The 24,409-nt window shown below is 59.5% G+C and carries 22 protein-coding genes; 14 read left to right on the forward strand and 8 right to left on the reverse strand.

The window, feature by feature from the left end:
• Positions 1-297: 297 nt before the first annotated feature.
• Both Q7W83_RS25555 and Q7W83_RS25560 read right to left on the reverse strand, forming a co-directional pair.
• A complete protein-coding gene (locus Q7W83_RS25555; RefSeq protein ID WP_003210977.1) occupies positions 298-927 on the reverse strand; it encodes a response regulator in 630 nt (209 codons plus the stop codon).
• Entirely contained in the window at positions 928-3,327 is a 2,400-nt protein-coding gene (locus Q7W83_RS25560; protein WP_150634276.1) for a PAS domain-containing sensor histidine kinase, read from the reverse strand.
• A gap of 71 nt (positions 3,328-3,398) precedes the next feature.
• On the opposite strand from Q7W83_RS25560, the gene Q7W83_RS25565 reads away from it, so the two are divergent.
• Positions 3,399-4,391 (forward strand): alpha/beta hydrolase family protein, encoded by a 993-nt coding sequence (locus Q7W83_RS25565; protein ID WP_150654015.1) that lies wholly within the window; start codon positions 3,399-3,401, stop codon positions 4,389-4,391.
• Between the two features lie 52 nt (positions 4,392-4,443).
• Here the strand turns inward: Q7W83_RS25565 and Q7W83_RS25570 are convergent, their stop codons facing one another.
• From Q7W83_RS25570 to Q7W83_RS25580, 3 genes are read right to left on the reverse strand one after another with little or no spacing between them, the layout of a single operon-like run.
• The gene (locus tag Q7W83_RS25570; protein WP_150634287.1) at positions 4,444-5,211 is read right to left on the reverse strand and encodes a DnaJ domain-containing protein; all 768 of its coding nucleotides are present in this window, start codon (positions 5,209-5,211) and stop codon (positions 4,444-4,446) included.
• Position 5,212: 1 nt separating this feature from the next.
• Positions 5,213-5,884: an N-acetylmuramate alpha-1-phosphate uridylyltransferase MurU gene (gene murU / locus Q7W83_RS25575; protein ID WP_150634278.1), complete on the reverse strand. Its 672-nt coding sequence runs from the start codon at positions 5,882-5,884 to the stop codon at positions 5,213-5,215.
• Positions 5,881-6,900 (reverse strand): aminoglycoside phosphotransferase family protein, encoded by a 1,020-nt coding sequence (locus Q7W83_RS25580; protein WP_150634279.1) that lies wholly within the window; start codon positions 6,898-6,900, stop codon positions 5,881-5,883. The genes murU and Q7W83_RS25580 overlap by 4 nt, the downstream gene beginning before the upstream one ends.
• A gap of 130 nt (positions 6,901-7,030) precedes the next feature.
• On the opposite strand from Q7W83_RS25580, the gene Q7W83_RS25585 reads away from it, so the two are divergent.
• The 11 genes from Q7W83_RS25585 to Q7W83_RS25635 all read left to right on the forward strand — a co-directional run bounded on the left by Q7W83_RS25585 (position 7,031) and on the right by Q7W83_RS25635 (position 21,221).
• Positions 7,031-9,829, forward strand: a complete 2,799-nt coding sequence (locus tag Q7W83_RS25585; protein WP_150634280.1) for an LPS-assembly protein LptD — start codon at positions 7,031-7,033, stop codon at positions 9,827-9,829.
• Entirely contained in the window at positions 9,810-11,126 is a 1,317-nt protein-coding gene (surA, locus tag Q7W83_RS25590; RefSeq protein WP_150634281.1) for a peptidylprolyl isomerase SurA, read from the forward strand. Before Q7W83_RS25585 ends, surA begins: the two co-directional genes overlap by 20 nt.
• On the forward strand, positions 11,123-12,112 hold the full coding sequence (gene pdxA, locus Q7W83_RS25595; protein ID WP_473657761.1) for a 4-hydroxythreonine-4-phosphate dehydrogenase PdxA: 990 nt from the start codon (positions 11,123-11,125) through the stop codon (positions 12,110-12,112). Before surA ends, pdxA begins: the two co-directional genes overlap by 4 nt.
• The gene (rsmA, locus tag Q7W83_RS25600; RefSeq protein WP_150634283.1) at positions 12,109-12,927 is read left to right on the forward strand and encodes a 16S rRNA (adenine(1518)-N(6)/adenine(1519)-N(6))-dimethyltransferase RsmA; all 819 of its coding nucleotides are present in this window, start codon (positions 12,109-12,111) and stop codon (positions 12,925-12,927) included. Before pdxA ends, rsmA begins: the two co-directional genes overlap by 4 nt.
• A gap of 123 nt (positions 12,928-13,050) precedes the next feature.
• Positions 13,051-13,431: a Co2+/Mg2+ efflux protein ApaG gene (gene apaG / locus Q7W83_RS25605; RefSeq protein ID WP_150634284.1), complete on the forward strand. Its 381-nt coding sequence runs from the start codon at positions 13,051-13,053 to the stop codon at positions 13,429-13,431.
• Positions 13,431-14,312 carry a symmetrical bis(5'-nucleosyl)-tetraphosphatase gene (locus tag Q7W83_RS25610; RefSeq protein WP_150634285.1) on the forward strand — a complete coding sequence of 294 codons (882 nt, stop codon included), beginning with the start codon at positions 13,431-13,433 and terminating at the stop codon, positions 14,310-14,312. The genes apaG and Q7W83_RS25610 overlap by 1 nt, the downstream gene beginning before the upstream one ends.
• A 33-nt stretch (positions 14,313-14,345) precedes the next feature.
• Positions 14,346-14,675 carry a thiosulfate sulfurtransferase GlpE gene (gene glpE / locus Q7W83_RS25615; RefSeq protein WP_150634286.1) on the forward strand — a complete coding sequence of 110 codons (330 nt, stop codon included), beginning with the start codon at positions 14,346-14,348 and terminating at the stop codon, positions 14,673-14,675.
• A 296-nt stretch (positions 14,676-14,971) separates the two neighbouring features.
• A complete protein-coding gene (locus Q7W83_RS25620; RefSeq protein ID WP_084318392.1) occupies positions 14,972-16,894 on the forward strand; it encodes a PrkA family serine protein kinase in 1,923 nt (640 codons plus the stop codon).
• A gap of 203 nt (positions 16,895-17,097) precedes the next feature.
• Positions 17,098-18,369, forward strand: a complete 1,272-nt coding sequence (locus Q7W83_RS25625) for a YeaH/YhbH family protein (RefSeq protein ID WP_007980218.1) — start codon at positions 17,098-17,100, stop codon at positions 18,367-18,369.
• The gene (locus Q7W83_RS25630) at positions 18,366-19,928 is read left to right on the forward strand and encodes a SpoVR family protein (protein ID WP_150654011.1); all 1,563 of its coding nucleotides are present in this window, start codon (positions 18,366-18,368) and stop codon (positions 19,926-19,928) included. The genes Q7W83_RS25625 and Q7W83_RS25630 overlap by 4 nt, the downstream gene beginning before the upstream one ends.
• A gap of 63 nt (positions 19,929-19,991) precedes the next feature.
• On the forward strand, positions 19,992-21,221 hold the full coding sequence (locus tag Q7W83_RS25635; protein WP_150654010.1) for a multifunctional CCA addition/repair protein: 1,230 nt from the start codon (positions 19,992-19,994) through the stop codon (positions 21,219-21,221).
• Positions 21,222-21,316: 95 nt separating this feature from the next.
• Here Q7W83_RS25635 and folK read toward each other — a convergent pair whose 3' ends face one another.
• A complete protein-coding gene (gene folK / locus Q7W83_RS25640) occupies positions 21,317-21,835 on the reverse strand; it encodes a 2-amino-4-hydroxy-6-hydroxymethyldihydropteridine diphosphokinase (RefSeq protein ID WP_150633677.1) in 519 nt (172 codons plus the stop codon).
• Positions 21,826-22,182 carry a dihydroneopterin aldolase gene (gene folB, locus Q7W83_RS25645; RefSeq protein WP_008027044.1) on the reverse strand — a complete coding sequence of 119 codons (357 nt, stop codon included), beginning with the start codon at positions 22,180-22,182 and terminating at the stop codon, positions 21,826-21,828. Before folB ends, folK begins: the two co-directional genes overlap by 10 nt.
• A gap of 74 nt (positions 22,183-22,256) precedes the next feature.
• On the opposite strand from folB, the gene plsY reads away from it, so the two are divergent.
• Positions 22,257-22,826, forward strand: a complete 570-nt coding sequence (gene plsY / locus Q7W83_RS25650) for a glycerol-3-phosphate 1-O-acyltransferase PlsY (protein ID WP_150654008.1) — start codon at positions 22,257-22,259, stop codon at positions 22,824-22,826.
• Between the two features lie 23 nt (positions 22,827-22,849).
• Here plsY and tsaD read toward each other — a convergent pair whose 3' ends face one another.
• On the reverse strand, positions 22,850-23,875 hold the full coding sequence (gene tsaD / locus Q7W83_RS25655; protein ID WP_150633679.1) for a tRNA (adenosine(37)-N6)-threonylcarbamoyltransferase complex transferase subunit TsaD: 1,026 nt from the start codon (positions 23,873-23,875) through the stop codon (positions 22,850-22,852).
• Positions 23,876-24,074: 199 nt separating this feature from the next.
• On the opposite strand from tsaD, the gene rpsU reads away from it, so the two are divergent.
• Complete coding sequence (gene rpsU, locus Q7W83_RS25660; protein WP_002551877.1) at positions 24,075-24,290, forward strand: 30S ribosomal protein S21; 216 nt, start codon at positions 24,075-24,077, stop codon at positions 24,288-24,290.
• The last annotated feature ends 119 nt before the right edge of the window (positions 24,291-24,409 follow it).

The following is a 24,409-nucleotide window of genomic DNA, read 5'->3' on the forward strand; positions in this document are numbered from 1 at the left end:
GGAGAGAATCGCCTCAGCCGGATGGAAGGTTGGGGGTAGGGATTGCCCTACAAGGATGGCGGGAATGGATAGGTCGACGGCGAGTGTTCAGCTGCAAGCCACAGGAACGGGTAAAAGCTGCTTTTAAGGATGTCGCAAATGGACATGTCACCGCGGTCCTGTGGGAGCGAGCTTGCTCGCGATTGCGGTGTGTCAGTCGACCTGCGCTTTGAATGATCCATCGTCATCGCAGGCAAGTCGAATCGTCGCACCGCCGCTCCCACAGGGATTTGCAGTGAGGTGATGGAATCGGGTGCGTTAGAGCAGTTTGTGTTCCATCGCGTATTTCACCAGTTCGGCCAGAGAGGTGATGTTGAGCTTCTGCATCAGCCGCGCCTTGTGGGTGCTGATGGTTTTGCTGCTCAGGGCCAGTTGCTGGGCGATGTCGTTGACGTTGGCGCCTTGGGCCAGGCGTTCGAACACCGAGAATTCACGCTCCGAAAGCAACGAATGCAGCGGACGCGAATCGGTCAGGCCGACCTCGAAAACCATGCGGTCGGCCAGGTCCGGGTCGATGTAGCGACCGCCCGCCGCGACCTTGCGGATTGCCGTCAGCAACAGCGCCGGGTCGCTGTCCTTGGTCGCGTAACCTGCCGCGCCGACCTTCAACGCCCGGGCGGCCATTTGCGCTTCGTCGTGCATCGACAACACCAGGATCGCTGGCGGATTGTTAAGGGCGCGAATCCGCGGAATCGCTTCCAGTCCGTTAACCCCGGGCATGGAAATGTCCAGCAAGACCACTTCGCAGGGAACATGGCGCAGGGTTTCGAGCAACTGCTCGCCATTGCTCGCCTCCCCTACCACCAGCAAATCCTTGGCGAGCCCGATCAATTGCTTGATGCCTTCGCGGACGATGGTGTGGTCTTCGGCTACCAGTACACGGATCACTTACTTCTCCTCATCCAGCGGAACTCGCACGCTCAGGGTCGTGCCTTCACCAGGTTCACTCTCAAGCGACAATTGCCCGCCCATGATCAACACCCGTTCGCGCATGCCGACTACCCCAAAGGATGTCGACCTACCCGTCGCGGGGACAAATCCTACGCCATCATCGCTGACGGTCAGGCACAACTCGTCGCCTTCCAGCGTCAACGTCAGTTCGACAGTATGCGCCTGGGCATGGCGCATGACATTGGTCAGCGCTTCCTGAAGGATCCGGAACAGGCCAATCGCCTTGGCATCACTGAGTACCGGCAGGTTCTCCGGCACCTGCACCAGACACGGGATCTGCGTGCGAGCCTCGAATCGGCGAGCCTGCCACTCGATGGCCGAGGCGATCCCGGCATCGAGAATCGGCGGCCGCAGCGCCGTGGCCACGTCGCGTACCAATTGGAACAACTGCGCGATCAATCGCTTCATGCTGTTCAAGCGTTCGTTCAGACCGGGGTCGAGCTGGGCGTAGGCCAGTTCGCACATGGAGGTTTCCAGTTTGAGCACGGTCAACATCTGACCCAGTTCGTCGTGAACTTCCCGGGCGATGCGGGCCTTTTCCTCTTCCCGCACGCTCTCAAGGTGCGCAGACAACTCACGCAACTGCTCGCGAGAGCTGGCCAGTTCCAATTCGATGCGTTTGCTCTCGCTGATGTCCCAGACGATCCCGTCCCAGACATAGGCGCCGTCTTCAAGTCGACGGGTGATGGCCTTGATTTCGGCCCAGCGTTGTTCGCCGGCCCGGGTGAGAATCCGCCCCTGCCACGACCAGTCACTGTCGGTGTCCAGCGCATGGTCCTGGGTTTGGTGATAACTGGCCTTGTCGTCCGGGTGCACCAGGCTGCGCAGGCCTTTGTCGCGATGGGCCAGGGTGGCCGGTGAGTAACCGACCAGGCTCTCGCTGCCTTCACTGATGTAGGCAAAGTCGATCTGCCCCGTCACCGGTGCCCGCTCCAGACGAAAGACCAGTCCTGGAACGTTGGCGGCGATCCCTTGCAGACGCGCTTCGCTTTCCTGCAGCGCGGCCAATGCACGCCGGCGGTCGGTGACGTCATTGAGGTAGACCACCAGGTATTCGCTGTCGCGAAATCGCAAAAAGCTCAGCGAAACATCCACCGGCAAATTGCTGCCATCCGCCCGTACACAGTTGGTTTCGAAACTTTGCGGGCCATCCTCGCTGGCCCGGGCGCGTTTCCACAGGTTCAACCAGCGATCCATGTGCAAGCCGGGCTCGAAGTCGATCAGCGGCCGATCAATGATCCCGCCCGCCGGATAACCCAGCATGGTTTCGGCCGCGCGATTGGCGTAGCGCACATGGCTGTCCCAGTTGACCCAAAGGATGCCGACAGTGCTCTGATCGATGGAAAACTGGGTGAGGCGCAAGGCTTCTTCGCTGGCGGCACGCAGGGCAATGTCTTCGCGCGCGGCCCGCAAACGATGCTCAAGACTGTGCTGCTGCCGACGCTGCCAGAACACGATGGCCATGCTGCTCAGCATCAGCACCGCCAACAACAGACAGAGGTTTTGCCAGAAACCCGGGGATTCGGTGAGGCGCGGGTACTTGGGTTGCAGCCATTGGTTGTGCAGCTGCTCCAGGTCCTTGGCCGGGATCGCCCTCAGCGCGCTTTCGACGATGCCGGCCAGTTCCGGCCAATCCCGGCGCGTGGCCACCCGCAACAGTTGCGGCAAGCCGATATCACCGACCACCACCAACCCGGCAAACTCCGGTTCGACGGATAAACGTCCCAATTGCGCTTCGTCGACCACGGCGTAACTGGCTTGCTGACTCAGCAACAATTGCAAGGCCTGGCGCTCGACCGGCACGCCCTGGAGGTTCAGGTGCGGGTAATTGCTGCGCAGGTAATCGGCGGTGGCGCTGGGCATGCGCACGGCGACGCGGGTCTGGCTGTCGAGTTTTTCCAGCTCGACCACGCCGGCGCCCTTCTGGTCGCTGACCACCAGTTGCGGCACCCGCATGTACGGATCGGAAAACTGCCACAGGCGCAGGCCACCGGGGGTTTGCGCCAGTCCCGGGGCGATGTCGATTTCACCTTCGCGCGCAGCGGTTTCCAGTTGCGCAAGGTCTGGATAGTTACGCCAGCTCAGCTCGACCTTGAGCGCTTTGGCCAGCCATTTCATCAGCTCGACGTTAACCCCGGACAGCCGCTGCAATCGGCGATCATATTGAGCATAGGGCACTTGCAACACCAATCCGACGCGCAGTTCAGCATGTTGCGCCAGCCATTGCTGCTGGCTCGCAGACAACTGCGCGACATGCACCGATGGCGCAGGCGCCGCCCAGCCCATCAAGGGAAACCACAAACAGCCGATAACCCACAGGCAGCAAAAACGCATCATTGAAGTCTCACACTGACAAATACTGACCAACCCATTAGGCTGCCGGAACCACTTCTGGCCTGGAATATCCGATGCCCCCTGTCTACCGCCTGGCACTGCCAGCATTGTGCCTGTCGCTGATCCTGCCTTGCGCCTTTTCCGTCAAGGCCGCTGACCCGGCACCGGCTGCCGCGGAAAAATCCGCAGGCGAAAAACCGGTCGAACGTCAGCCACTGCTTGAGCGTAGTCAGGAAGAAGCGACGGCACTTGAGCGAAAAATTCCCGCTCAGGAACAGCAACAGCTCCAGGCCGGCAGCGACACTTTTCTGGCCTTGTGGAAACCGGCCAATACCGCTGACCCCAAAGGTGCGGTGATTATCATCCCCGGCGCTGGCGAAACTGTTGACTGGCCGCAGGCAATCGGCCCTTTGCGGCGCCAATTGCCAGACGCCGAGTGGAGCAGCCTGAGTATCACCTTGCCAGACGTGCAAAGCGATGCCATTGCGCCACGTATCGTCGCAGTGACGCCGTCGCCCAAAGCGCCTGATGCTGGCAGCAAGGATTCGACCACGGCGGCCCCCATCGAACAGGCGGCGGGCGGTGAAGCGGAGGTGGTCGACAAGGCCATTGCCGAAACCAGTGATGAACAGGCCAAAGCCGACGCTGAACGAATTTTCGCACGCATAGATGCGGCTGTTGCCTACGCCGAACAGCAAAGCGCTCGCAGCATCGTGGTGCTGGGTCATGGCACCGGCGCTTATTGGGCCGCGCGGTATCTGAGCGAGAGGCAGCCATCGCAAGTCGAGAAGTTTGCGATGGTCGCCGCGCAGACGCCCGTGGCAGCAAAGCCTGGCCTGGCTGAATTGACGCCGACACTGAAGCTGCCCACCGCCGACATTTTCTATAAGGACAAGCCGCTGGACCGCAACGCGGCACTGGAGCGCTTGCAGGCCAGCAAGCGCTTGAAGGCTTCGGCGTTCAGTCAGGTATCGCTCAAGGCGTTGCCGGGTAACTCGCAAGCGGAGCAAGAGCAGCTGGTGCGTCGGGTGCGGGGTTGGTTGAATCCCAAGCCCGAGGCGAACTGATAGATCGAGTTGCCCGCGAAGGCGTCAGCGCTGTGGATACATCACTCACCGGCTAGCGAAAATCCCGCCGCTGACGAATCAACGTATAGGCGTTATGCAATTCGCGCGTCTTGTCCGTGGCCTCGCGCACCTGCAACGCCGTCGCACCGCTGCCGGCAATTTTGTCCGGATGATGACGACTCAGCAGGCGTCGATAGGCGCGCTTGATCTGCGCCGGTTCCGTGGTGGCGGACACCCCCAGCAGCGACAACGCTTCCTGATAAGAGATGGCAGTGCCAACCGATGGTCGCTTGTGCGGCTCATAGTCAGCCGCCAGCGCCTGCACCTGATACGACGTCCAACCCAACCATTTACCCCATTGGCCAATCAGTTCGCGCTCGGCGTGACCCGCTCGACCATCGGCCCAAACCATTCGCCAACAGGCGCGCAACACGCCTTCCGCCGCATGGGGTTGCGCGCTCAAGCGTCGCAGATAACCGCGCAACCGGTCGTGGCCCGATTTGCCGCGGTTGAATGCGGCAATCGCCCGGCGCTTGGCCGGCTCGGTCATTTCCAGTGCCTGCATTTCCTGGCGCGCCTGCAGGATATGCCCCTCAGCCACTCGTCCATCGCATTTGGCCAACCTCCCCAGCAACACAAACAACAGCTCATCGTTGCGCAGCATCGGTTTACCACCGAGCTTTTCCCGCAGATGCCCCCACGTCTGCAATTGCAGACGCCGATCCAGCGCCTGCCCTAGCAAGGCGCCGAGCATGGCCCCCGGAATGCTGGCAATGGCAAAGCCCGCTCCGGCTCCAATCAGAGTCCCTGGCCACAGCATCTCAGCGACTCGCTTCAATCAGAGTTTCAACTTCCGCCAGACGCTCGTGAGTTCCGACATCCACCCACCGACCGTTCAGCCGTTCACCCGAGACCTGTCCATCGGCCATGGCCCTACGCAGCAGCGGTGCCAGCTTGAACGCTCCGGCCGTGCAACCGTCGAACAACTGCGGATGCAACACCGCTATGCCGCTGTAAGTCAGAGTCGGCGTATCAGGCTGGCCATCGTGCACTTGCCCGCCGACCAGCGTGAAATCGCCCGCTGGATGGTGGTTCGGGTTATCCGCCAACACCAGGTGCGCAAGACCGTTGATGGGCTGATGCAACACGCTGAAGTCGTAGTCGGTCCAGATATCACCGTTGACCACCACAAACGCCTCATCGCCCAACAACGGCAATGCGCGGAAAATCCCCCCACCGGTCTCCAGCGGCTCACCTTCGGGCGAGTATTGGATACTCACGCCAAAACGCGAACCATCGCCCAGATAGTCTTCGATCTGCTGCCCCAACCAGGCATGGTTGATCACGATGTCGGTAAACCCGGCCGCGGCCAGCGCGCGCAGGTGATACTCGATCAGCGGCACACCTCCAGCGCGGACCAGCGGTTTTGGCGTGGTCAGGGTCAGCGGACGCATGCGCTCGCCTTTGCCTGCAGCCAGAATCATCGCCTTCATGCATTCGCTCCGGCACGCAGACTCAGCAGCAACACATCCAGCTCAGCCAGTTCAGGACGGCGGGCGATCACGGCATCTATATAAGCAAAGAAGCGCGGCACGTCGGCGAGGTAACGCGGTTTGCCATCGCGATGGCAGATGCGGGCGAAGATGCCGATGACTTTCAGGTGACGCTGCACGCCCATCAGGTCGCTGGCGCGCAGGAAGTCGTCGAAGTCCGGTTGAACCGGAATGCCCAGATCGCCCGCTTGTTGCCAGTAATCTTCCAGCCAACCGCGCACACGCTCCTCGGGCCAGCTCAAGAAAGCGTCCTTGAACAGGCAGGTCACGTCGTAGGTCACCGGGCCGTAAACCGCGTCCTGGAAATCCAGAACGCCGGGATTCGGCTCGCTGAGCATCAGGTTGCGCGGCATGTAGTCGCGATGCACCAGGACTTTGGGCTGCGCCAACGCGCTGTCGATCAACAGCTCCGTCACGTTCTGCCAGAGCATTTGCTGTGCCGAGTCGAACTCGACGCCCAACTCACGCTTCACAAACCACTCGGGGAACAATTCCAGCTCGCGACGCAACAGCGCCACGTCATAACTCGGCAGCGGTGCAACCATCGGCAACTGCTGAAAAGCCAACAGTGCCTGTAGGGCATCCTTGAACAAATCGTCGGCATTTTCGCTGTCGATGACGTCCAGATAAGTCTGGCTGCCCAGGTCATTGAGTAAAAGAAAACCGCGATCGAGGTCTTCGGCATAAATTTTCGGCACATTTATTCCGGATTTCGCCAGCAAAAAAGCGATATCCACGAAGGGTTTGCAGTTTTCCTGGGGCGGTGGCGCGTCCATTACGATGAAACTTTTGCCGCCGCCTTCCCAACGGAAATAGCGCCGAAAACTCGCGTCACTGCTGGCCGCGGTCAACGTGGCCGGGGGTACAACGCCCCAACTCTGCTCTGCAAAGAGGATCGCCAACTGCTCATCGAGCCAAACTTTCAGGTGTTGCAAACGTACATCTTGGTCAGGCATTGCAAGGGTCTCCGACGGCGCTAGCCGTCAAGCGGGTCATGCTTTATTATCCAGCATCTTTTTCAGACCATCGAGAGGCGTGCGGCCCACACCGCGGGCAGATGGCACGCAGGAAGCCCGGACTAATAAGATGGCATTGAAATCCCCCGCGTTTCGTAAAAAATTTCCGTTGTTGGTAACCGGCAGTCTGCTGGCCCTGCAACCTCTAGCCACTTCGTTCGTGGTCGCCGCGGAACAGTATGACTGCTCAGTCTCTGCTTCGGGTGCCTGGAACTGTGCGCCCAAGACGCCGGCGGCTGCATTGCCACCGCGTCCCGTCCATGACGGCAGCGCAGTCTCCGCGACCGGTGAAGCCCCGACCGAGAGTGGCGCTAGCGAAGATACCGGCGCCAAGCCTGTGCTGGTCACCGAATCCAAAGGCCGCGGTCTGAAGTCCCGTAGCGAAGACTACAGTCACCTCGACTGGGTTCCGCGCGAGAAGCTCACTGCAGCGCAATTGGCCGAAACCGGTCCTTACTGCTCTGGTTCCTATATCGAACCGATTCGTCCTGGCATGAATGACAAGACGAATAAAAGTGACGCCCCGACGTTTGTCGGCGCCAAGGCCTCCCGCTACAAGCAGGACGAACAGGTCGCGACCCTCGCGGGCGACGTGGTCTTGCGTCAGGGCAGCATGCAGGCTGAAGCCGACGAAGCGAACCTCTACCAGGCCGAGAGCCGTGGCGAGCTGGACGGCAACGTACGCATTCGCGACAACGGCGCACTGATCGTCGGCGACCACGCCGAAGTGCAGCTCGACACCGGTGAAGCCAAGGTCGACAACGCCGAATACGTGATGCACAAATCCCGTATCCGCGGTAACGCGCTGTACGCCAAGCGTGCCGAGAACGCGATCATCCGCCTCAAGGATGGTACGTACACCACGTGCGAACCGAACAGTAACGCCTGGCAGCTCAAGGGCAACAACATTACGTTGAACCCGGCGACCGGTTTCGGTACCGCGACCAACGTGACGCTGCGGGTCAAGGACATTCCGGTTCTGTACACGCCGTACATCTATTTCCCGATCGACGACCGTCGTCAATCCGGTTTCCTGCCGCCGACCATCGGCACCGGCAGCGATACCGGCTTCCTGCTCGTCACGCCGTACTACTTCAACCTGGCACCGAACTACGATGCCACGTTGTACCCGCGCTACATGAGCAAGCGCGGCCTGTTGATGGAAGGCGAATTCCGTTACCTGACCAAGTCCAGCGAAGGTCAGCTCGGCGCCGCGTACCTCAATGATGACAACACCGATCGCAGTCAGCAGACCGACTACGAAAAAACCCGCTACATGTACAACTGGCAGCACAAGGGCGGTCTTGACTCTCGCGTTTTCACCCAGGTCGATTACACCAAGATCAGCGATCCGTATTACTTCCAGGATCTGCAGACCGATCAGATTGGTGTGAAAAGCGCCGATTACGTGAACCAGCAGGGCTCGGTGAGTTATCGCGGCGACAGCTATGTCGCTCGCCTCAACGCACAGGCTTATCAACTGGCCACCGTCTCGAACATCACGCCGTACGACCGTTTGCCGCAGCTCACTTTCAACGGTCGTCTGCCGACTCATCCGAACGGCCTGGATTTCGACTACGAAACAGAGATCGTGCGATTTGAGCGAGACCTGGAAACAGGTCAGTTTTCCGATGAAAACGGCGTCCTGTCGCCTCGCCTGGACACCAACGTGACGGGCCTGGCGCGCGCCAACGGTAATCGTCTGAACCTCAAGCCAGGCGTGAGCCTGCCGCTGGACTGGACGTATGGCTTCATCAAGCCATCGCTCAAGTATCAATACACCCAGTACGATCTTGATCTCGATGGCACCGGTAAAAACGATCTACTGACGAACCGCAATAACGCTTCGGCGCTTGGCGAGTCGTTCAGCAGCTCGCAGAACCGCGGCGTCCCGATCGCCAGCGTCGACAGTGGCCTGTATTTCGATCGCAACACCACCTGGTTCGGCAAGAACTACCGCCAGACCCTGGAACCACGCCTGTTCTACCTGTATGTCCCTGAAGAAGACCAGAAGGACATCCCGGTTTTCGACACCGGCGAGTACACCTTCAACTATGCGTCGCTGTTCCGCGACAACCGCTTCTCGGGCTCCGACCGCGTCGGCGACGAGAACAAACTGTCGCTGGGCGTGACCAACCGCTGGATCGAAGAAGACGGCTTCGAACGTCAACGCATCAGCGTCGGCCAGGCCTTGTACTTCAAGGATCGCGAAGTCCAGTTGCCGGGTATCGACGCAAAAACCCGCGACGATGCGAACGCCAACGTTTCTCCGTATGCACTGGAATACGAATACCGTTGGAACCGCGATTGGCGCACGACCGCCGACTACAACTGGGACCCGGACAGCCGCAGCCCTCGCTCGGGCAGCGCGATGTTCCACTACCAGCCGGAAGACAACCCGAACAAGGTCATCAACGCCGGCTATCGCTATCGTAATGACCAGGTCCGTTACGACCAGAACACCGGCAAGTGGTCGGTGGGCGGTGGTGACTACGGCACGCCGGGCACCCCGGGCTATGTGAAGGACTACTACAAGATCCAGCAGCACGACTTCTCGGTGATCTGGCCGATCGTGCCGCAGTGGAACGCCATCAGTCGCTGGCAGTATGACTACAACCGCAACCGTACCCTGGAAGCCTTCGGTGGTTTCGAGTACGACAACTGCTGCTGGAAACTGCGCCTGATCAACCGTTACTGGGTTTCCTACGACGAATTCAGTCAGGAAGCTCCGCAAAACGAAAAAGGCGACCATGGCATCTTCCTACAAATCGTTCTGAAAGGTCTCGGCGGCCTCACCGGCGCCAAAGTAGAGAGCTTCCTCGACAAAGGCATCCAAGGTTATCGTGAACGTGAAGACCAAGCTTTCTGATTGTCTGCGCCCGCTAGTGCTGGGCGCGCTGTTCCTGGGTACTGCGGCGAATGCCGCGGTACAGTCCATCGATAAAGTGGTGGCCATTGTCGACAACGACGTGGTCATGCAGAGCCAACTGGACCAACGTGTTCATGAAGTTCAGCAAACCATCGCCAAACGCGGTTCTGCCGTACCGCCGGCCGGCGTGCTGGATCAGCAGGTGCTCGAGCGCCTGATCGTCGAAAACCTGCAACTGCAGATCGGCGAACGTTCCGGCATCCGCATTACCGATGAAGAGCTGAACCAGGCGGTCGGCACCATTGCCCAGCGCAACAACATGTCGATTGAACAATTCCGCGCCGCCCTGACTCGCGATGGTCTGTCTTATGACGACGCTCGTGACCAGATTCGCCGGGAAATGATCATCAGCCGTGTACGTCAGCGCCGTGTGGCCGAACGTATCCAGGTGTCCGAGCAGGAAGTGAAGAACTTCCTCGCTTCCGACCTCGGCAAAATGCAGCTGTCCGAAGAATTCCGCCTGGCCAACATTCTGATTCCTACACCGGAAAGCGCCAACTCCGACGCGATTCAGAATGCAGCCAAACAGGCAGACGCGGTTTACCAGCAGCTCAAGCAAGGCGCTGACTTCGGTCAGTTGGCAATCGCCAAATCCGCCAGCGAAACCGCGCTGGAAGGCGGCGACATGGGCTGGCGTAAAGCCGGTCAATTGCCACCTCCGTTCGATCGCATGCTGAGCACCATGTCGGTCGGCGAGGTGACCCAGCCAATGCGCACGCCGGGCGGCTTCATCATCCTGAAGATTCTCGACAAGCGTGGCGGCGAGACCCAGACACGTGACGAAGTGCACGTGCGCCATATCCTGGTCAAACCTAGTCCGATCCGCGACGAAGCGAAAACCAAGGCCCTGGCTCAGTCGCTCTACACCCGTATCGAAGCGGGCGAAGATTTCGGCGATCTGGCGAAAAGCTTCTCGGAAGATCCGGGTTCCGCCCTCAACGGCGGCGATCTGAACTGGATCGACCCAAATGCATTGGTGCCCGAGTTCCGCGAAGTGATGGCCAAGACGCCGCAAGGTCAGCTATCCAAGCCGTTCCAGACCCAATATGGCTGGCACGTCCTGGAAGTCCTTGGCCGCCGCGCCACCGACAGCACTACCCAGGCTCGCGAGCAGCAAGCGATGACCGTACTGCGTAACCGCAAATACGACGAAGAGCTGCAAACCTGGCTGCGTCAGATCCGCGACGAAGCTTACGTTGAGATCAAACTCCCTGGTGCAGACCAGGCAGCGCAGTGAAACCCAAACGTTTCGCGCTGACACCCGGTGAACCGGCCGGCATAGGTCCCGACCTGTGCCTGCTGCTCGCCTCGCAAGCCCAGCCACACCCCCTGATTGCCATTACCAGCCGTGACCTGCTCCTTGAGCGGGCCGCGCAGCTGGGCGTGGTCGTCGACTTGCTGCCGGTGACCCCGGGCAACTGGCCGGATGTACCCGCGCCAGCCAACAGCCTGTATGTCTGGGATACACCGCTCAGTGCGCCGGTAATTGCCGGTCAACTCGACAAAGCCAATGCGGCTTTCGTTCTGGAAACCCTGACCCGCGCGGGTCAGGGCTGCATGGACGGACACTTCGCCGGAATGATCACCGCCCCCGTGCACAAGGGTGTGATCAACGAGTCGGGCATCGCCTTTTCCGGGCATACAGAATTTCTCGCCGACCTGACGCATACCGCACAAGTGGTGATGATGCTCGCGACTCGCGGATTGCGCGTGGCGCTGGTCACCACTCACCTGCCTCTGCGCGAAATTGCCGATGCAATCACGCCGGAGCGTCTGGAGCGGGTTACGCGGATTCTGCATGCCGACCTGCAAGAAAAATTCGGCATCGCCCGGCCACGTATCCTGGTGTGCGGGCTCAACCCGCACGCTGGCGAAGGCGGCCACCTGGGCCATGAAGAAATCGACATCATCGAACCTACATTAGAGCGCCTGCGTGGCGAGGGCATGGACCTTCGCGGCCCCCTGCCCGCCGACACTCTGTTCACCCCCAAATATCTGGAGCACTGCGACGCGGTGCTGGCGATGTACCACGACCAGGGCTTGCCCGTGCTGAAATACAAAGGCTTTGGCGCAGCAGTCAATGTGACCCTCGGCTTGCCGATCATCCGCACGTCGGTCGACCACGGCACCGCCCTGGATCTGGCCGGCAGCGGCAACATCGACACCGGCAGCCTGCAAGTCGCCCTGGAAACCGCCTACCAGATGGCCGAGACCCGTTTATGACCGAGCATTACCAACACAAGGCGCGCAAACGCTTTGGCCAGAACTTCCTGCACGATGCTGGCGTTATCGATCGCATCCTGCGCTCCATCCATGCCAAACCCGAAGACCGCCTGCTGGAAATCGGTCCTGGCCAGGGCGCGCTGACCCAAGGCCTGCTGAACAGCGGCGCGCAGTTGGACGTGGTGGAGCTGGACAAGGACCTGATCCCGATCCTCAACCAACAGTTCGCCGGCAAGAGCAACTTCAACCTGCATCAGGGCGATGCGCTGAAGTTCGACTTCAACAGCCTGAACGCCGCGCCGAACAGCCTGCGCGTGGTGGGCAACCTGCCATACAACATCTCCACGCCGCTGATTTTCCACCTGCTGAATAACGCAGGCATCATTCGCGACATGCACTTCATGTTGCAGAAGGAAGTGGTCGAACGCCTGGCGGCTGGCCCTGGCGGCGGTGACTGGGGGCGTCTGTCGATCATGGTTCAGTACCACTGTCGCGTAGAGCATCTGTTCAACGTTGGCCCCGGCGCGTTCAACCCGCCGCCGAAAGTCGACTCTGCCATCGTGCGCCTGGTGCCTCACGCCGTACTACCGCACCCGGCCAAGGATCACAAGCTGCTGGAGCGCGTCGTGCGCGAAGCTTTCAACCAGCGACGCAAAACTCTGCGCAACACCCTCAAGCTGCTGCTGAGCAACGATGAGATCACCGCCGCCGGTGTCGACGGCAGCCTGCGCCCGGAGCAGCTCGATCTGGCCGCCTTCGTGCGCCTAGCCGACAAGCTCAGCGAACAAGTTCTACAGACTCCCGCCGCCGACTGACAGGCAACAAGCGTTATCGGGTAGGACACCAGCCCCCATGTCTGGTTTACTACCCGATACTTGGCCTAGACTGAGTTCAATCAGCTACGCCCCGCGTCCCGCTTCGTTTTTAAGGCCTCTTGCATGTCCGAACCTCGCTATCAGGTCGACGTCAGCGTCGTCACCCGCTATCTGGCAGAACAATCGCAACCCGAGCAAAACCGCTTTGCCTTCGCTTACACCATCACCGTGCACAACAACGGCGAATTACCGGCCAAACTGTTGTCGCGGCATTGGGTGATCACCGATGGTGACGGGCATGTCGAGGAGGTTCGCGGTGCCGGCGTCGTTGGCCAGCAGCCGTTGATCGAAGCAGGCGAGAGCCACACCTACAGCAGCGGCACGGTGATGACCTCCAAGGTCGGCACCATGCAAGGGACTTATCAGATGCTCGCTAACGACGGCAAACACTTCGAAGCCATCATCGCGCCCTTCCGCCTGGCGGTGCCCGGAGCCCTGCACTGATGGCGACGTATGCCGTCGGTGACCTGCAAGGTTGCCTCGAACCCCTGAAATGCCTGCTTGAACAAGTCGCCTTCGACCCTGCCCGGGACAAACTGTGGCTGGTGGGCGATCTGGTCAACCGTGGCCCGCAGTCGCTGGACACCTTGCGTTTCCTTTATAGCCTGCGCGAGTCGCTGGTGTGTGTGCTCGGCAACCACGATCTTCATCTGCTGGCCGCCGGGCATAACATCGAACGCCTGAAGAAAGCCGACACCCTTCGCGAGATTCTCGAAGCACCTGATCGCGCAGAACTGCTGGAATGGTTGCGCCAGCAAAAGCTCATGCACTACGACGAACAGCGCAACATCGCCCTGGTCCACGCCGGCATACCGCCCCAATGGTCACTTCGCAAAGCCCTGAAGTGCGCCGCCGAGGTCGAAGAAGCCCTGCGCGACGACAACCGTTTCGCACCCTACCTTGATGGCATGTACGGCAACGAACCGCTGAAATGGGACAGTGACCTCAAAGGCGTGACCCGCCTGCGCGTGATCACCAACTATTTCACCCGCATGCGTTTCTGCACCAGCGAAGGCAAACTCGACCTCAAGGGCAAGGAAGGCGCCGATACCGCACCGGCGGGTTATGCGCCGTGGTTTAGCTACAAAGAGCGCAAGACCAAAGACGTGAAGATTATCTTCGGCCACTGGGCGGCACTTGAAGGCCAATGCACCGAGCCGGGTATCTTCGCCCTCGACACCGGTTGTGTCTGGGGTGGCTCAATGACCCTGATGAACGTTGACACCCTTGAGCGCCTGCAGTGCAAATGCGACGAACAGGGCCATACCCAGCCGCCAGTCGCCTCCCCTATTCCCGAGCAAACGTCAGCCAGCGCCCAGCGCTAGACTGCACTTTCAGCCGAGCCACAGGAGCCCGCCATGAGCGAATTCAAACGTATCCCCCCAGAACAGGCCCAAACCCTGCGCGAACAAGGCGCAGTGGTGGTCGATGTTCGAGACCCTGCAACATTTGCCGCGCTGCATATTGCCGGTTCGAAGCATCTGGACAACGTGTCCATCTCGGATTTCATCCGAGCCGCCGATCTTGACGCACCGACGGTCGTGGTCTGCTATCACGGCAATTCCAGCCAAAGCGCGGCGGCCTACCTGATCAGTCAGGGCTTCTCCGACGTCTACAGCATGGATGGCGGCTTTGAGCTGTGGCGTACGACTTATCCTTCGGAAACCGCGCAAGGCACCTCCGAATAATTTTTTTGTAACGTGCAAGCCCCGGCCCCCGCGGGCTCGCGCAGTGGCAGACGAACGGTCTGCCACAACTAATTACGTATCTCGCCTTTACCTCCCGAATAAGCAACTATCCTTAAGCGCAGGCCATCCAAAACAGGGGAGAGCCGGTACACCGGCGCGCGGATCATCGGGAGTAGCTTTCGGGGGAGTCAGCTCCGAAAGAGTTCTGGGGGGTAAACAGCAACTGCATATCCGGTTGCTGCCAGCATCGACTGAATGATCCGGCGTCGGCTCCACGTATCGAGCGAGGTGACGTCATGAGTATCTTTAGCCACTTCCAACAACGATTCGAGTCCACACGCCAGGAAGAACTCACGCTGCAAGAGTATCTTGAACTGTGCAAACAGGACCGCAGCGCCTACGCCTCCGCCGCCGAGCGTCTATTGCTGGCCATCGGAGAGCCGGAGCTACTCGACACCTCGACCAACTCGAGACTGTCGCGAATCTTCTCCAACAAGGTGATCCGCCGCTATCCGGCCTTTGAAGACTTCCACGGGATGGAAGAATGCATCGACCAGATCGTGTCGTATTTCCGCCATGCCGCTCAGGGCCTGGAAGAGAAGAAACAAATCCTTTATCTGCTCGGTCCCGTCGGTGGCGGTAAATCGTCCCTGGCCGAGAAGCTCAAACAACTGATTGAGAAAGTGCCTTTCTACGCGATCAAGGGCTCGCCGGTCTTCGAGTCGCCGCTGGGTCTGTTCAACGCCACTGAAGATGGCGCGATCCTCGAAGAAGACTTCGGCATTCCACGGCGCTACCTCAACACCATCATGTCGCCATGGGCCACCAAACGCCTGGCCGAGTTCGGCGGCGACATCAGCCAGTTCCGCGTGGTGAAACTCTATCCGTCGATCCTCAATCAGATCGCGGTGGCCAAAACTGAACCGGGCGATGAAAACAACCAGGATATTTCGGCGCTGGTGGGCAAGGTCGATATCCGCAAACTGGAGGAATACCCTCAAAACGACGCCGACGCCTACAGCTACTCGGGCGCTCTGTGCCGGGCCAACCAGGGCCTGATGGAATTCGTCGAAATGTTCAAGGCGCCGATCAAGGTGCTGCACCCATTGCTGACCGCCACTCAGGAAGGCAACTACAACAGTACCGAAGGCCTGGGGGCTATTCCGTTTACCGGGATCCTGCTGGCTCACTCCAACGAATCGGAATGGCACACCTTCCGCAACAACAAGAACAACGAAGCCTTCATCGACCGGATCTACATCGTCAAAGTGCCGTACTGCCTGCGGGTCAGTGACGAAGTGAAGATCTACGACAAACTTCTGTTCAACAGCTCCTTGGCCAAGGCCCATTGCGCGCCCGACACCCTGAAAATGCTCGCCCAGTTCACCGTACTCTCGCGCCTCAAGGAGCCGGAAAACTCGAACATCTACTCCAAGATGCGGGTGTACGACGGCGAAAACCTCAAGGACACCGATCCGAAGGCCAAGTCGATTCAGGAATACCGCGACAACGCCGGTGTCGACGAAGGCATGAACGGTCTGTCGACCCGTTTTGCGTTCAAGATTCTGTCGAAGGTTTTCAACTTCGATCCGCACGAAATCGCCGCCAACCCGGTGCACTTGCTCTATGTGCTGGAACAACAGATCGAACAGGAACAGTTCCAGGCTGAGACCCGCGAACGTTATCTGCGCTTCCTCAAGGAGTACCTGGCGCCGCGTTATATCGAATTCATCGGCAAAGAGATCCAGACCGCCTACCTCGAGTCTTACAGCGAGTACGGCCAGAACATCTTCGATCGCTACGTGCTGTACGCCGACTTTTGGATCCAGGACCAGGAATACCGCGACCCGGAAACCGGCGAGATCCTCAATCGCGTGGCACTGAACGAAGAACTGGAGAAAATCGAAAAACCGGCCGGCATCAGCAATCCGAAGGATTTCCGCAACGAAATCGTCAACTTCGTACTGCGCGCCCGCGCCAACAACAACGGCAAAAACCCGACCTGGCTCAGCTACGAAAAACTGCGGGTGGTCATCGAGAAGAAAATGTTCTCCAACACCGAGGACCTTCTGCCCGTCATCAGCTTCAACGCCAAGGCGAGCAAAGAGGACCAGCAAAAGCACAACGACTTCGTCACACGGATGGTCGAGCGGGGCTACACCGACAAACAGGTACGACTGCTCTCCGAGTGGTACCTGCGAGTCAGAAAATCACAATAACCCGCTGCCGGTCAGACCGGTTGTCGTCAGCCAGAGACCTGTGTACGCATTTTCTGATACACAGGCCTCTGGAAGGTGTTCGAAAGTCGGTAGCGAGTTCAGGCAGCATCAAAGCGCTTGGGGGAGCGTTGAATGTCCCTTGGCCCTCGGTTCGATGCTGCATCACCGCTCGCCCCTTTCAGGACAGCTTCTAAGGAGCAGTCATGAGCTATGTGATCGACCGACGTCTCAATGGCAAGAACAAGAGCACGGTGAACCGCCAGCGGTTTCTGCGGCGTTACCGTGATCACATCAAAAAGGCAGTCGAAGAGGCGGTCAGCCGGCGCTCCATCACCGACATGGAACACGGCGAACAGATCAGCATTCCCGGTCGCGACATCGACGAGCCGGTGCTTCACCACGGTCGCGGGGGCAAACAAACCGTCGTGCACCCGGGCAACAAAGAGTTCACCAGCGGCGAGCACATCGCTCGTCCTCCCGGAGGTGGTGGCGGCAGAGGTCCCGGCAAGGCGGGTAACTCGGGTGAGGGAATGGACGAGTTCGTCTTCCAGATCACCCAGGAGGAGTTCCTCGAGTTCATGTTCGAGGACCTGGAGCTGCCAAATCTGGTCAAGCGCAACCTGACCGGCACCGATACCTTCAAAACCGTTCGTGCAGGCATCAGTAACGAAGGCAACCCGTCGCGGATCAACATCATCCGCACCTTGCGCTCGGCGCATGCGCGACGAATTGCCCTGTCCGGCAGCAGCCGGGCGAAACTGCGCGAAGCCAAAGAGGAATTGCTGCGACTAAAACAGGAAGAACCGGACAACTTCGGCGATATTCAGGAAATCGAGGCAGAAATCGAAAAACTCAGCGCGCGCATTCATCGCGTACCGTTCCTCGACACCTTCGACCTCAAGTACAACCTGCTGATCAAGCAACCCAACCCCAGTTCGAAGGCGGTGATGTTCTGCCTGATGGACGTGTCCGGCTCCATGACCCAGGCGACCAAGGACATCGCCAAGCGTTTCTTTATCCTGTTGTACCTGTTCCTCAAGCGTAACTACGACAAGATTGATGTGGTGTTCATCCGTCACCACACCAGCGCCCGGGAAGTCGACGAGGAGGAGTTTTTCTACTCTCGCGAAACCGGCGGCACCATTGTTTCCAGCGCCTTGAAGCTGATGCAGGAAATCATGGCCGAGCGCTACCCGAGCAACGAGTGGAACATCTACGCCGCCCAGGCTTCCGACGGCGATAACTGGAATGACGATTCGCCGATCTGCCGCGACATTCTGATCAACCAGATCATGCCGTTCGTGCAGTACTACACTTACGTCGAGATCACCCCGCGCGAACACCAGGCCCTGTGGTTCGAGTACGAGCGAATTGCCGAAGCCTTTTCTGACACTTTTGCCCAGCAACAACTGGTCTCGGCCGGGGATATCTACCCGGTCTTCCGTGAACTCTTCCAGCGCAGGTTAGTGACATGACCGCCAAAGAGCAGAAACGCCAACCCATTTCCACCGGCTCCGAATGGACGTTCGAGCTGATCCAGGCCTACGACCGCGAAATCAGTCGTATTGCGGCTCGCTATGCGCTCGACACCTACCCCAACCAGATCGAAGTGATCACGGCCGAACAGATGATGGACGCCTACGCTTCCGTCGGCATGCCGCTGGGGTATCACCATTGGTCGTACGGCAAACATTTCCTTAGCACCGAAAAATCCTACTCCCGTGGGCAGATGGGGCTGGCCTACGAAATCGTGATCAACTCCGACCCCTGCATCGCCTACCTGATGGAAGAAAACACCATCTGCATGCAGGCGTTGGTGGTGGCCCACGCTTGTTACGGGCACAACAGCTTCTTCAAAGGCAACTACCTGTTCCGCACCTGGACCGACGCCAGTTCGATCATTGATTACCTGGTGTTCGCCAAGCAGTACATCATGCAGTGCGAAGAGCGCCATGGCATCGATGCGGTCGAGGACCTGCTGGACTCCTGTCATGCACTGATGAACTACGGTGTTGACCGCTACAAACGCCCCTACCCGATTTCCGCCGAGGAAGAACGTCGTCGGCAAAAGGACCGGGAGGAGCATTTGCAGAAACAGATCAACGATCTGTGGCGCACCATTCCGAAAGGCGCAGACAAGTACAGCGACCGGGACAATGCACGCTTCCCCGCCGAACCACAGGAAAACATCCTGTACTTCATCGAAAAACATGCGCCGCTGCTGGAGCCCTGGCAGCGGGAGATCGTGCGGATCGTGCGCAAGATCGCCCAGTACTTCTACCCGCAACGCCAGACCCAGGTGATGAACGAAGGCTGGGCCACGTTCTGGCATTACACCCTGATGAACGATCTGTATGACGAGGGCCTGGTCACCGACGGTTTCATGATGGAGTTCCTGACGTCCCACACCAGCGTGGTCTTTCAGCCGGGTTTCGACAGCCCGTACTACAACGGCATCAACCCCTACACCCTGGGCTTTGCGATGTACCGGGACATCCGGCGCATGTGTGAACACCCGACCGAAGAGGATTACCGCTGGTTCCCGGAAATTGCCGGCACCGACTGGTTGTCGTCCATCAAATTCGCGATGAGCAGCTTCAAGGATGAAAGCTTTATCCTGCAGTACTTGTCGCCGAAAGTGATCCGTGACCTGAAATTGTTCAGCATTCTCGATGATGACCAGAAGGACGACCTGCTGGTACCGGCCATCCACGACGAAGATGGCTACCGCACCATACGAGAAACCCTGGCCGCGCAGTACAACCTGGGTAATCGCGAACCCAACATCCAGATCTACAGCATCGACCGCCGCGGCGACCGCTCCCTGACCCTTCGTCACCAACAGCACGACCGCAAACCGCTGGGCGAGTCCACCGAAGAAGTGCTTAAACACTTGCACCGCCTCTGGGGCTTCGACATACACCTGGAAACCCTGCAAGGGGACCAAGTGATGAAAACCCACCACGTACCGCCCAGGAGCGAGCACAGCGAAGGCGATTACGGCCGACTGGACCTGGCCGTCATTCATCTTTGATCCTGTTTGTGCCTCCGGAAGTTCGACGCAACGGTTATTCTGTCGGGCTAACGGAGGTTTTTTATGCAGATTTATAAAGTCGGCGGCGCGGTACGCGATCGGCTGCTGGGCAAACCTGTCACCGATGTCGACTGGGTTGTAGTCGGCGCCACCACCGAAGAAATGCTCGCCAAGGGCTTTCGCCCGGTAGGTGCGGACTTCCCGGTGTTTCTTCACCCGAAAAGCGGTGAGGAATACGCCCTCGCCCGCACTGAACGCAAAAGCGGGCGCGGCTACGGCGGCTTCACCTTTCATGCCAGCCCAGAAGTGACCCTCGAAGAAGACTTGATTCGTCGCGACCTGACGATCAACGCCATGGCTGAAGACGATCAGCAGAATTTGACCGATCCCTACCATGGGCAGCGCGATCTCGAAGCTCGCATTCTGCGCCACGTTTCCCCCGCTTTCGCCGAAGATCCGCTGCGTGTTCTGCGTGTTGCGCGCTTTGCCGCTCGTTATGCGGAGTTGGGCTTTACCGTCGCACCGGAAACGCTGGAGCTGATGCGCCAACTCAGCGAGTCGGGCGAGCTGGAGGCTTTGACCGCCGAACGTAGCTGGAAAGAGATTTCCCGGGCACTGCTGGAAGATCAGCCACAGGTATTTATCGAAGTGCTGCGCGAGTGCGGCGCTCTCCAGGTACTGATGCCGGAGGTCGATGCACTGTTCGGCGTACCACAACCGGAAGCTCATCACCCCGAAATCGACACGGGCGTGCACACTTTGAGCGTGCTTGAACAATCAGCGCTGCACAAACAACCGCTGACTGTGCGTTGGGCTTGCCTGTTGCATGACCTGGGCAAAGGACTGACGCCGAAAGAAGACTGGCCCCGACACATCGCCCACGAACACACAGGCCTGAAGCTGATTAAAGCGGTCAATGAACGCTTCAAGGCACCGAAAGACTGCCAGGAACTGGCCTTGCTGGTGGGCCAGTATCACACCCATGGCCATCGCGCCCTGGAGCTGAAGCCATCGACGCTGCTGGAGCTGCTGCAGAGTTTCGACGTTTACCGTCGCCCGCAGCGGTTTGAAGAGTTTATTGCAGCCTGCGAAATGGACGCGCGCGGGCGCAAAGGGCTGGAACAGAGGAGTTATCCACAGGCGGATTATTTGCGTGGAGCGGCGACTTCGGCGCGAAGCGTGGCGGTACAGCCGTTGCTGGAGAAGGGATTCAAGGGGCCGGAGCTGGGTGAGGCAATCAAGCGTGAGCGGCTCAAGGCCTTGAAGGCTTACAAAGAGGCGGCGTCTGCCTAAAAGCATCGTCGGATCGCCGCCCGGAACAAGCCCGCTCCCACAGGGTTTTCACCGTACCTGTGGGAGCGGGCTTGCCCGCGATGACGTCATCCGCCTTACAACAAATCTGAAGGGGTCAACTGCTGGCCGCGCCACTCAAACGCCACCGGCGCCAACACCTGATCAATCTGCGCTTCGCCCCACAACGTCGCAAAACTTTTGCCTACACCCGGGTGCACGCGATCCGGCGCAATCAGCGACAACGGCCACAACACGAAGGCATTTTTCAGGATCTCTGCGCGCGGCAGAATCAGACCATCGAAGTTGCCCACCAGATCGCCAAACAACAAAACATCGATATCCAGCGGCAAACCCTTGCGGTCCGGCGCATAGCGGCCGTTATCTGCCTCGATGAATTTCAGTCGGCGGTCCAGTTCTATCAGCGGTAAATCGGTGAAAGCCGAGACAACGAAATTGAAGAACGGCCCACTCTTGATCCCCACAGGCTGGCTTTCAAACACCGCCGAGCACCTGATATCCACCAGAAAACCCGCCAGGGCTTCCAGGCCAGCCTGCAAATGGGTTTCGCGCTCGATATTGCTCCCGAGCCCGAGATACACCTGAGTCAGCGACATCCGCGCTCGATCTCCACACCCACACCACCGGTGGCCGCCGGGACTGCACCTGGCTTGGTCAGTTTGAGACGCATCCAGGTGATGTTGAATTCGCTCATCAGCACTTCAACCAGACGCTCGGCAAAGGTCTCGACCAGCTGGAACTGCGCCTGCTCGGCAAAGGCCTGGATGCGCGACGAAACACTCGCGTAATCGAGCGCCAGGGTCAGGTCATCGCCGGCCGCGGCCGGACGGTTGTCCCAGGCGAAGCTGAGATCAAGACGCAAGCACTGTCGGATGCCTCGCTCCCAGTCGTAGGCACCAATCACGGTGTCGACTTCCAGGCCCTCGATAAACACTCTGTCCAAGCACTTTTCTCCGCTGCACGACAAGGGCGCAATGCGCCGTTAGAATCAGGGCGTCCTCGCCCGGAATAGTTAGCATGTTTTGGTTACTGGCGACTCTCGCCTACCTGCTCGGCTCTCTGTCCTTCGCCATTTTGCTCAGCCGCCTGACCGGTAACCCCGATCCGCGAATGAGTGGCTCGGGCAATGCCGGTGCCACCAACATGTTGCGTCTGGCCGGCAAGAAACTCGCCATCCTGACCTTGATCGGCGACCTCTGCAAAGGGCTGCTGCCGGTACTGATCGCCGGTGTTGCGGGCCTTTCGCTGCAAGAACAGGCCTGGATCGGCGTATGTGCCGTCATCGGTCACCTGTTCCCGCTGTATTTTCGCTTTCGCGGTGGCAAAGGTGTCGCCACTGCTGCCGGCATGTTACTGGGGCTTTACCCGCCAGCAGCCCTGCTGGCGGTCTGTGCCTGGCTGCTGACGTTCTACCTGACCCGTACCAGCTCACTCGCCGCGCTGATCGCCACACCGCTGACCCTGCCGTTGCTGGCCTGGCAGGAACCGGCGGCCTTGTTGCCCATGAGCGCGCTCACGGGCCTGATCGTCTGGCGTCATCGGGGCAATCTACGCGACCTGTTTGCCGGGCGCGAACGGCATTTTTAAATACCGGACGTGAGCGCCATTCATCACAGCCCCGACAATTGCTCCATCGGCCAGCGCGCCTGCACGCTGATCGCCAGGCTTTCGTGCTGGCCGGCCTGCAAGCGTTGGCAGCCGGCAAACGCAATCATTGCGCCGTTGTCGGTGCAGAACTCCGGACGGGCGTAAAACACGTCGCCCTTCATGTCGCCGAGCATTTTCTCCAGTGACGTGCGCAACGCCTTGTTGGCGCTGACGCCGCCTGCGATCACCAGACGCTTCATACCCGCCTGTTTCAGGGCACGCTTGCACTTGATGGTCAAAGTCTCCACCACGGCCTGCTGGAACGCCAGCGCGATGTCGCAACGGGCTTGCTCGCTGTCGTCCCCGGCGCTGACGCTCTGCTGCCAGGTGTTCAGGGCGAAGGTTTTCAGGCCGCTGAAGCTGAAAGCCAGGCCCGGGCGGTCGCACATCGGACGCGGAAAAGTGAAACGTCCTGCAACGCCTTGCTCCGCCAGACGAGCGATTTCCGGTCCGCCCGGATAATTCAGGCCCATCATCTTCGCGGTCTTGTCGAAGGCTTCACCGGCGGCATCGTCGAGGGTCTCGCCCAAGAGCGTGTATTGACCGATCCCGTCGACCTGAACCAGCTGCGTATGACCACCCGACACCAACAAAGCGACGAACGGAAATTCCGGTGGCTGCGACTCCAGCATCGGCGCCAGCAAATGACCTTCCATGTGGTGCACGCCGAGCGCCGGAATGCCCCAGGCAAAGGCCAGCGCCTGAGCGCAGGAAGCACCGACCAGCAGCGCACCGACCAGCCCCGGACCCGCGGTATAGGCGATCGCATCGATTTCGGTGGGCACGCAGTCCGCCTCGGCCAACACCTGACGAATCAAGGGCAGCATGCGTTTGACGTGGTCACGCGAGGCCAGCTCCGGCACCACGCCGCCATAGGCGCGGTGCAGGTCGATCTGACTGAACAGCGCGTCGGCCAGCAGGCCGCGTTCACTGTCATATAATGCGACACCGGTTTCGTCGCAGGAGGTTTCTAATCCCAGTACTAGCATGGGTTTGCGCCTTGTTTAGGCTGAATTCGAAGGCGCGCATAATAGTCGCCATGTGATGCCCCGACTAGCGGTTTTCGATCAGAGGCTTTGCATTCCGAGCGATGAGGGGTTAACATCCGCAACCCTTAAAAACCGACGTCTTCAAGTGCTCTTTTGCCGCGAGGATGTTGACCCCGGTAATGAATGAAGGTAGCTCTGGATGCCAGCCGTCAAAGTAAAAGAGAACGAACCCTTCGACGTAGCTCTGCGTCGTTTCAAGCGCTCCTGCGAAAAAGCCGGTGTACTGGCTGAAGTTCGTAGCCGCGAATTTTACGAGAAGCCAACTTCTGAGCGTAAGCGCAAAGCAGCAGCCGCTGTTAAGCGTCACGCCAAGAAAGTTCAGCGCGAACAGCGCCGCGCCGTTCGTCTGTACTAATACACAGACGTTCGTAGCAAGCTTCTGCCAAGCCCGGCCCTCAGCCGGGCTAATGGCATTTGCGGACAACGCTTGATGCTTCACCGTCAAAGCCGCAGACGCGACCGAGACAAACCTGC

The sequence above is a fragment of the Pseudomonas sp. 300 genome, assembly GCF_055803035.1.

Excerpts from the sequence above, each read along its gene's own strand:
- Q7W83_RS25585 (WP_150634280.1), top strand. The coding sequence starts at position 7,031 with ATGGCATTGAAATCCCCCGCGTTTCGTAAAAAATTTCCGTTGTTGGTA.
- Q7W83_RS25610 (WP_150634285.1), top strand. The coding sequence starts at position 13,431 with ATGGCGACGTATGCCGTCGGTGACCTGCAAGGTTGCCTCGAACCCCTG.
- Q7W83_RS25620 (WP_084318392.1), top strand. The coding sequence starts at position 14,972 with ATGAGTATCTTTAGCCACTTCCAACAACGATTCGAGTCCACACGCCAG.
- plsY (WP_150654008.1), top strand. The coding sequence starts at position 22,257 with ATGTTTTGGTTACTGGCGACTCTCGCCTACCTGCTCGGCTCTCTGTCC.
- glpE (WP_150634286.1), top strand. The coding sequence starts at position 14,346 with ATGAGCGAATTCAAACGTATCCCCCCAGAACAGGCCCAAACCCTGCGC.
- Q7W83_RS25565 (WP_150654015.1), top strand. The coding sequence starts at position 3,399 with ATGCCCCCTGTCTACCGCCTGGCACTGCCAGCATTGTGCCTGTCGCTG.
- rsmA (WP_150634283.1), top strand. The coding sequence starts at position 12,109 with ATGACCGAGCATTACCAACACAAGGCGCGCAAACGCTTTGGCCAGAAC.
- Q7W83_RS25630 (WP_150654011.1), top strand. The coding sequence starts at position 18,366 with ATGACCGCCAAAGAGCAGAAACGCCAACCCATTTCCACCGGCTCCGAA.
- Q7W83_RS25560 (WP_150634276.1), bottom strand. The coding sequence starts at position 3,327 with ATGATGCGTTTTTGCTGCCTGTGGGTTATCGGCTGTTTGTGGTTTCCC.
- apaG (WP_150634284.1), top strand. The coding sequence starts at position 13,051 with ATGTCCGAACCTCGCTATCAGGTCGACGTCAGCGTCGTCACCCGCTAT.
- Q7W83_RS25570 (WP_150634287.1), bottom strand. The coding sequence starts at position 5,211 with ATGCTGTGGCCAGGGACTCTGATTGGAGCCGGAGCGGGCTTTGCCATT.
- Q7W83_RS25625 (WP_007980218.1), top strand. The coding sequence starts at position 17,098 with ATGAGCTATGTGATCGACCGACGTCTCAATGGCAAGAACAAGAGCACG.
- Q7W83_RS25635 (WP_150654010.1), top strand. The coding sequence starts at position 19,992 with ATGCAGATTTATAAAGTCGGCGGCGCGGTACGCGATCGGCTGCTGGGC.
- rpsU (WP_002551877.1), top strand. The coding sequence starts at position 24,075 with ATGCCAGCCGTCAAAGTAAAAGAGAACGAACCCTTCGACGTAGCTCTG.
- Q7W83_RS25580 (WP_150634279.1), bottom strand. The coding sequence starts at position 6,900 with ATGCCTGACCAAGATGTACGTTTGCAACACCTGAAAGTTTGGCTCGAT.
- tsaD (WP_150633679.1), bottom strand. The coding sequence starts at position 23,875 with ATGCTAGTACTGGGATTAGAAACCTCCTGCGACGAAACCGGTGTCGCA.
- murU (WP_150634278.1), bottom strand. The coding sequence starts at position 5,884 with ATGAAGGCGATGATTCTGGCTGCAGGCAAAGGCGAGCGCATGCGTCCG.
- folK (WP_150633677.1), bottom strand. The coding sequence starts at position 21,835 with ATGTCGCTGACTCAGGTGTATCTCGGGCTCGGGAGCAATATCGAGCGC.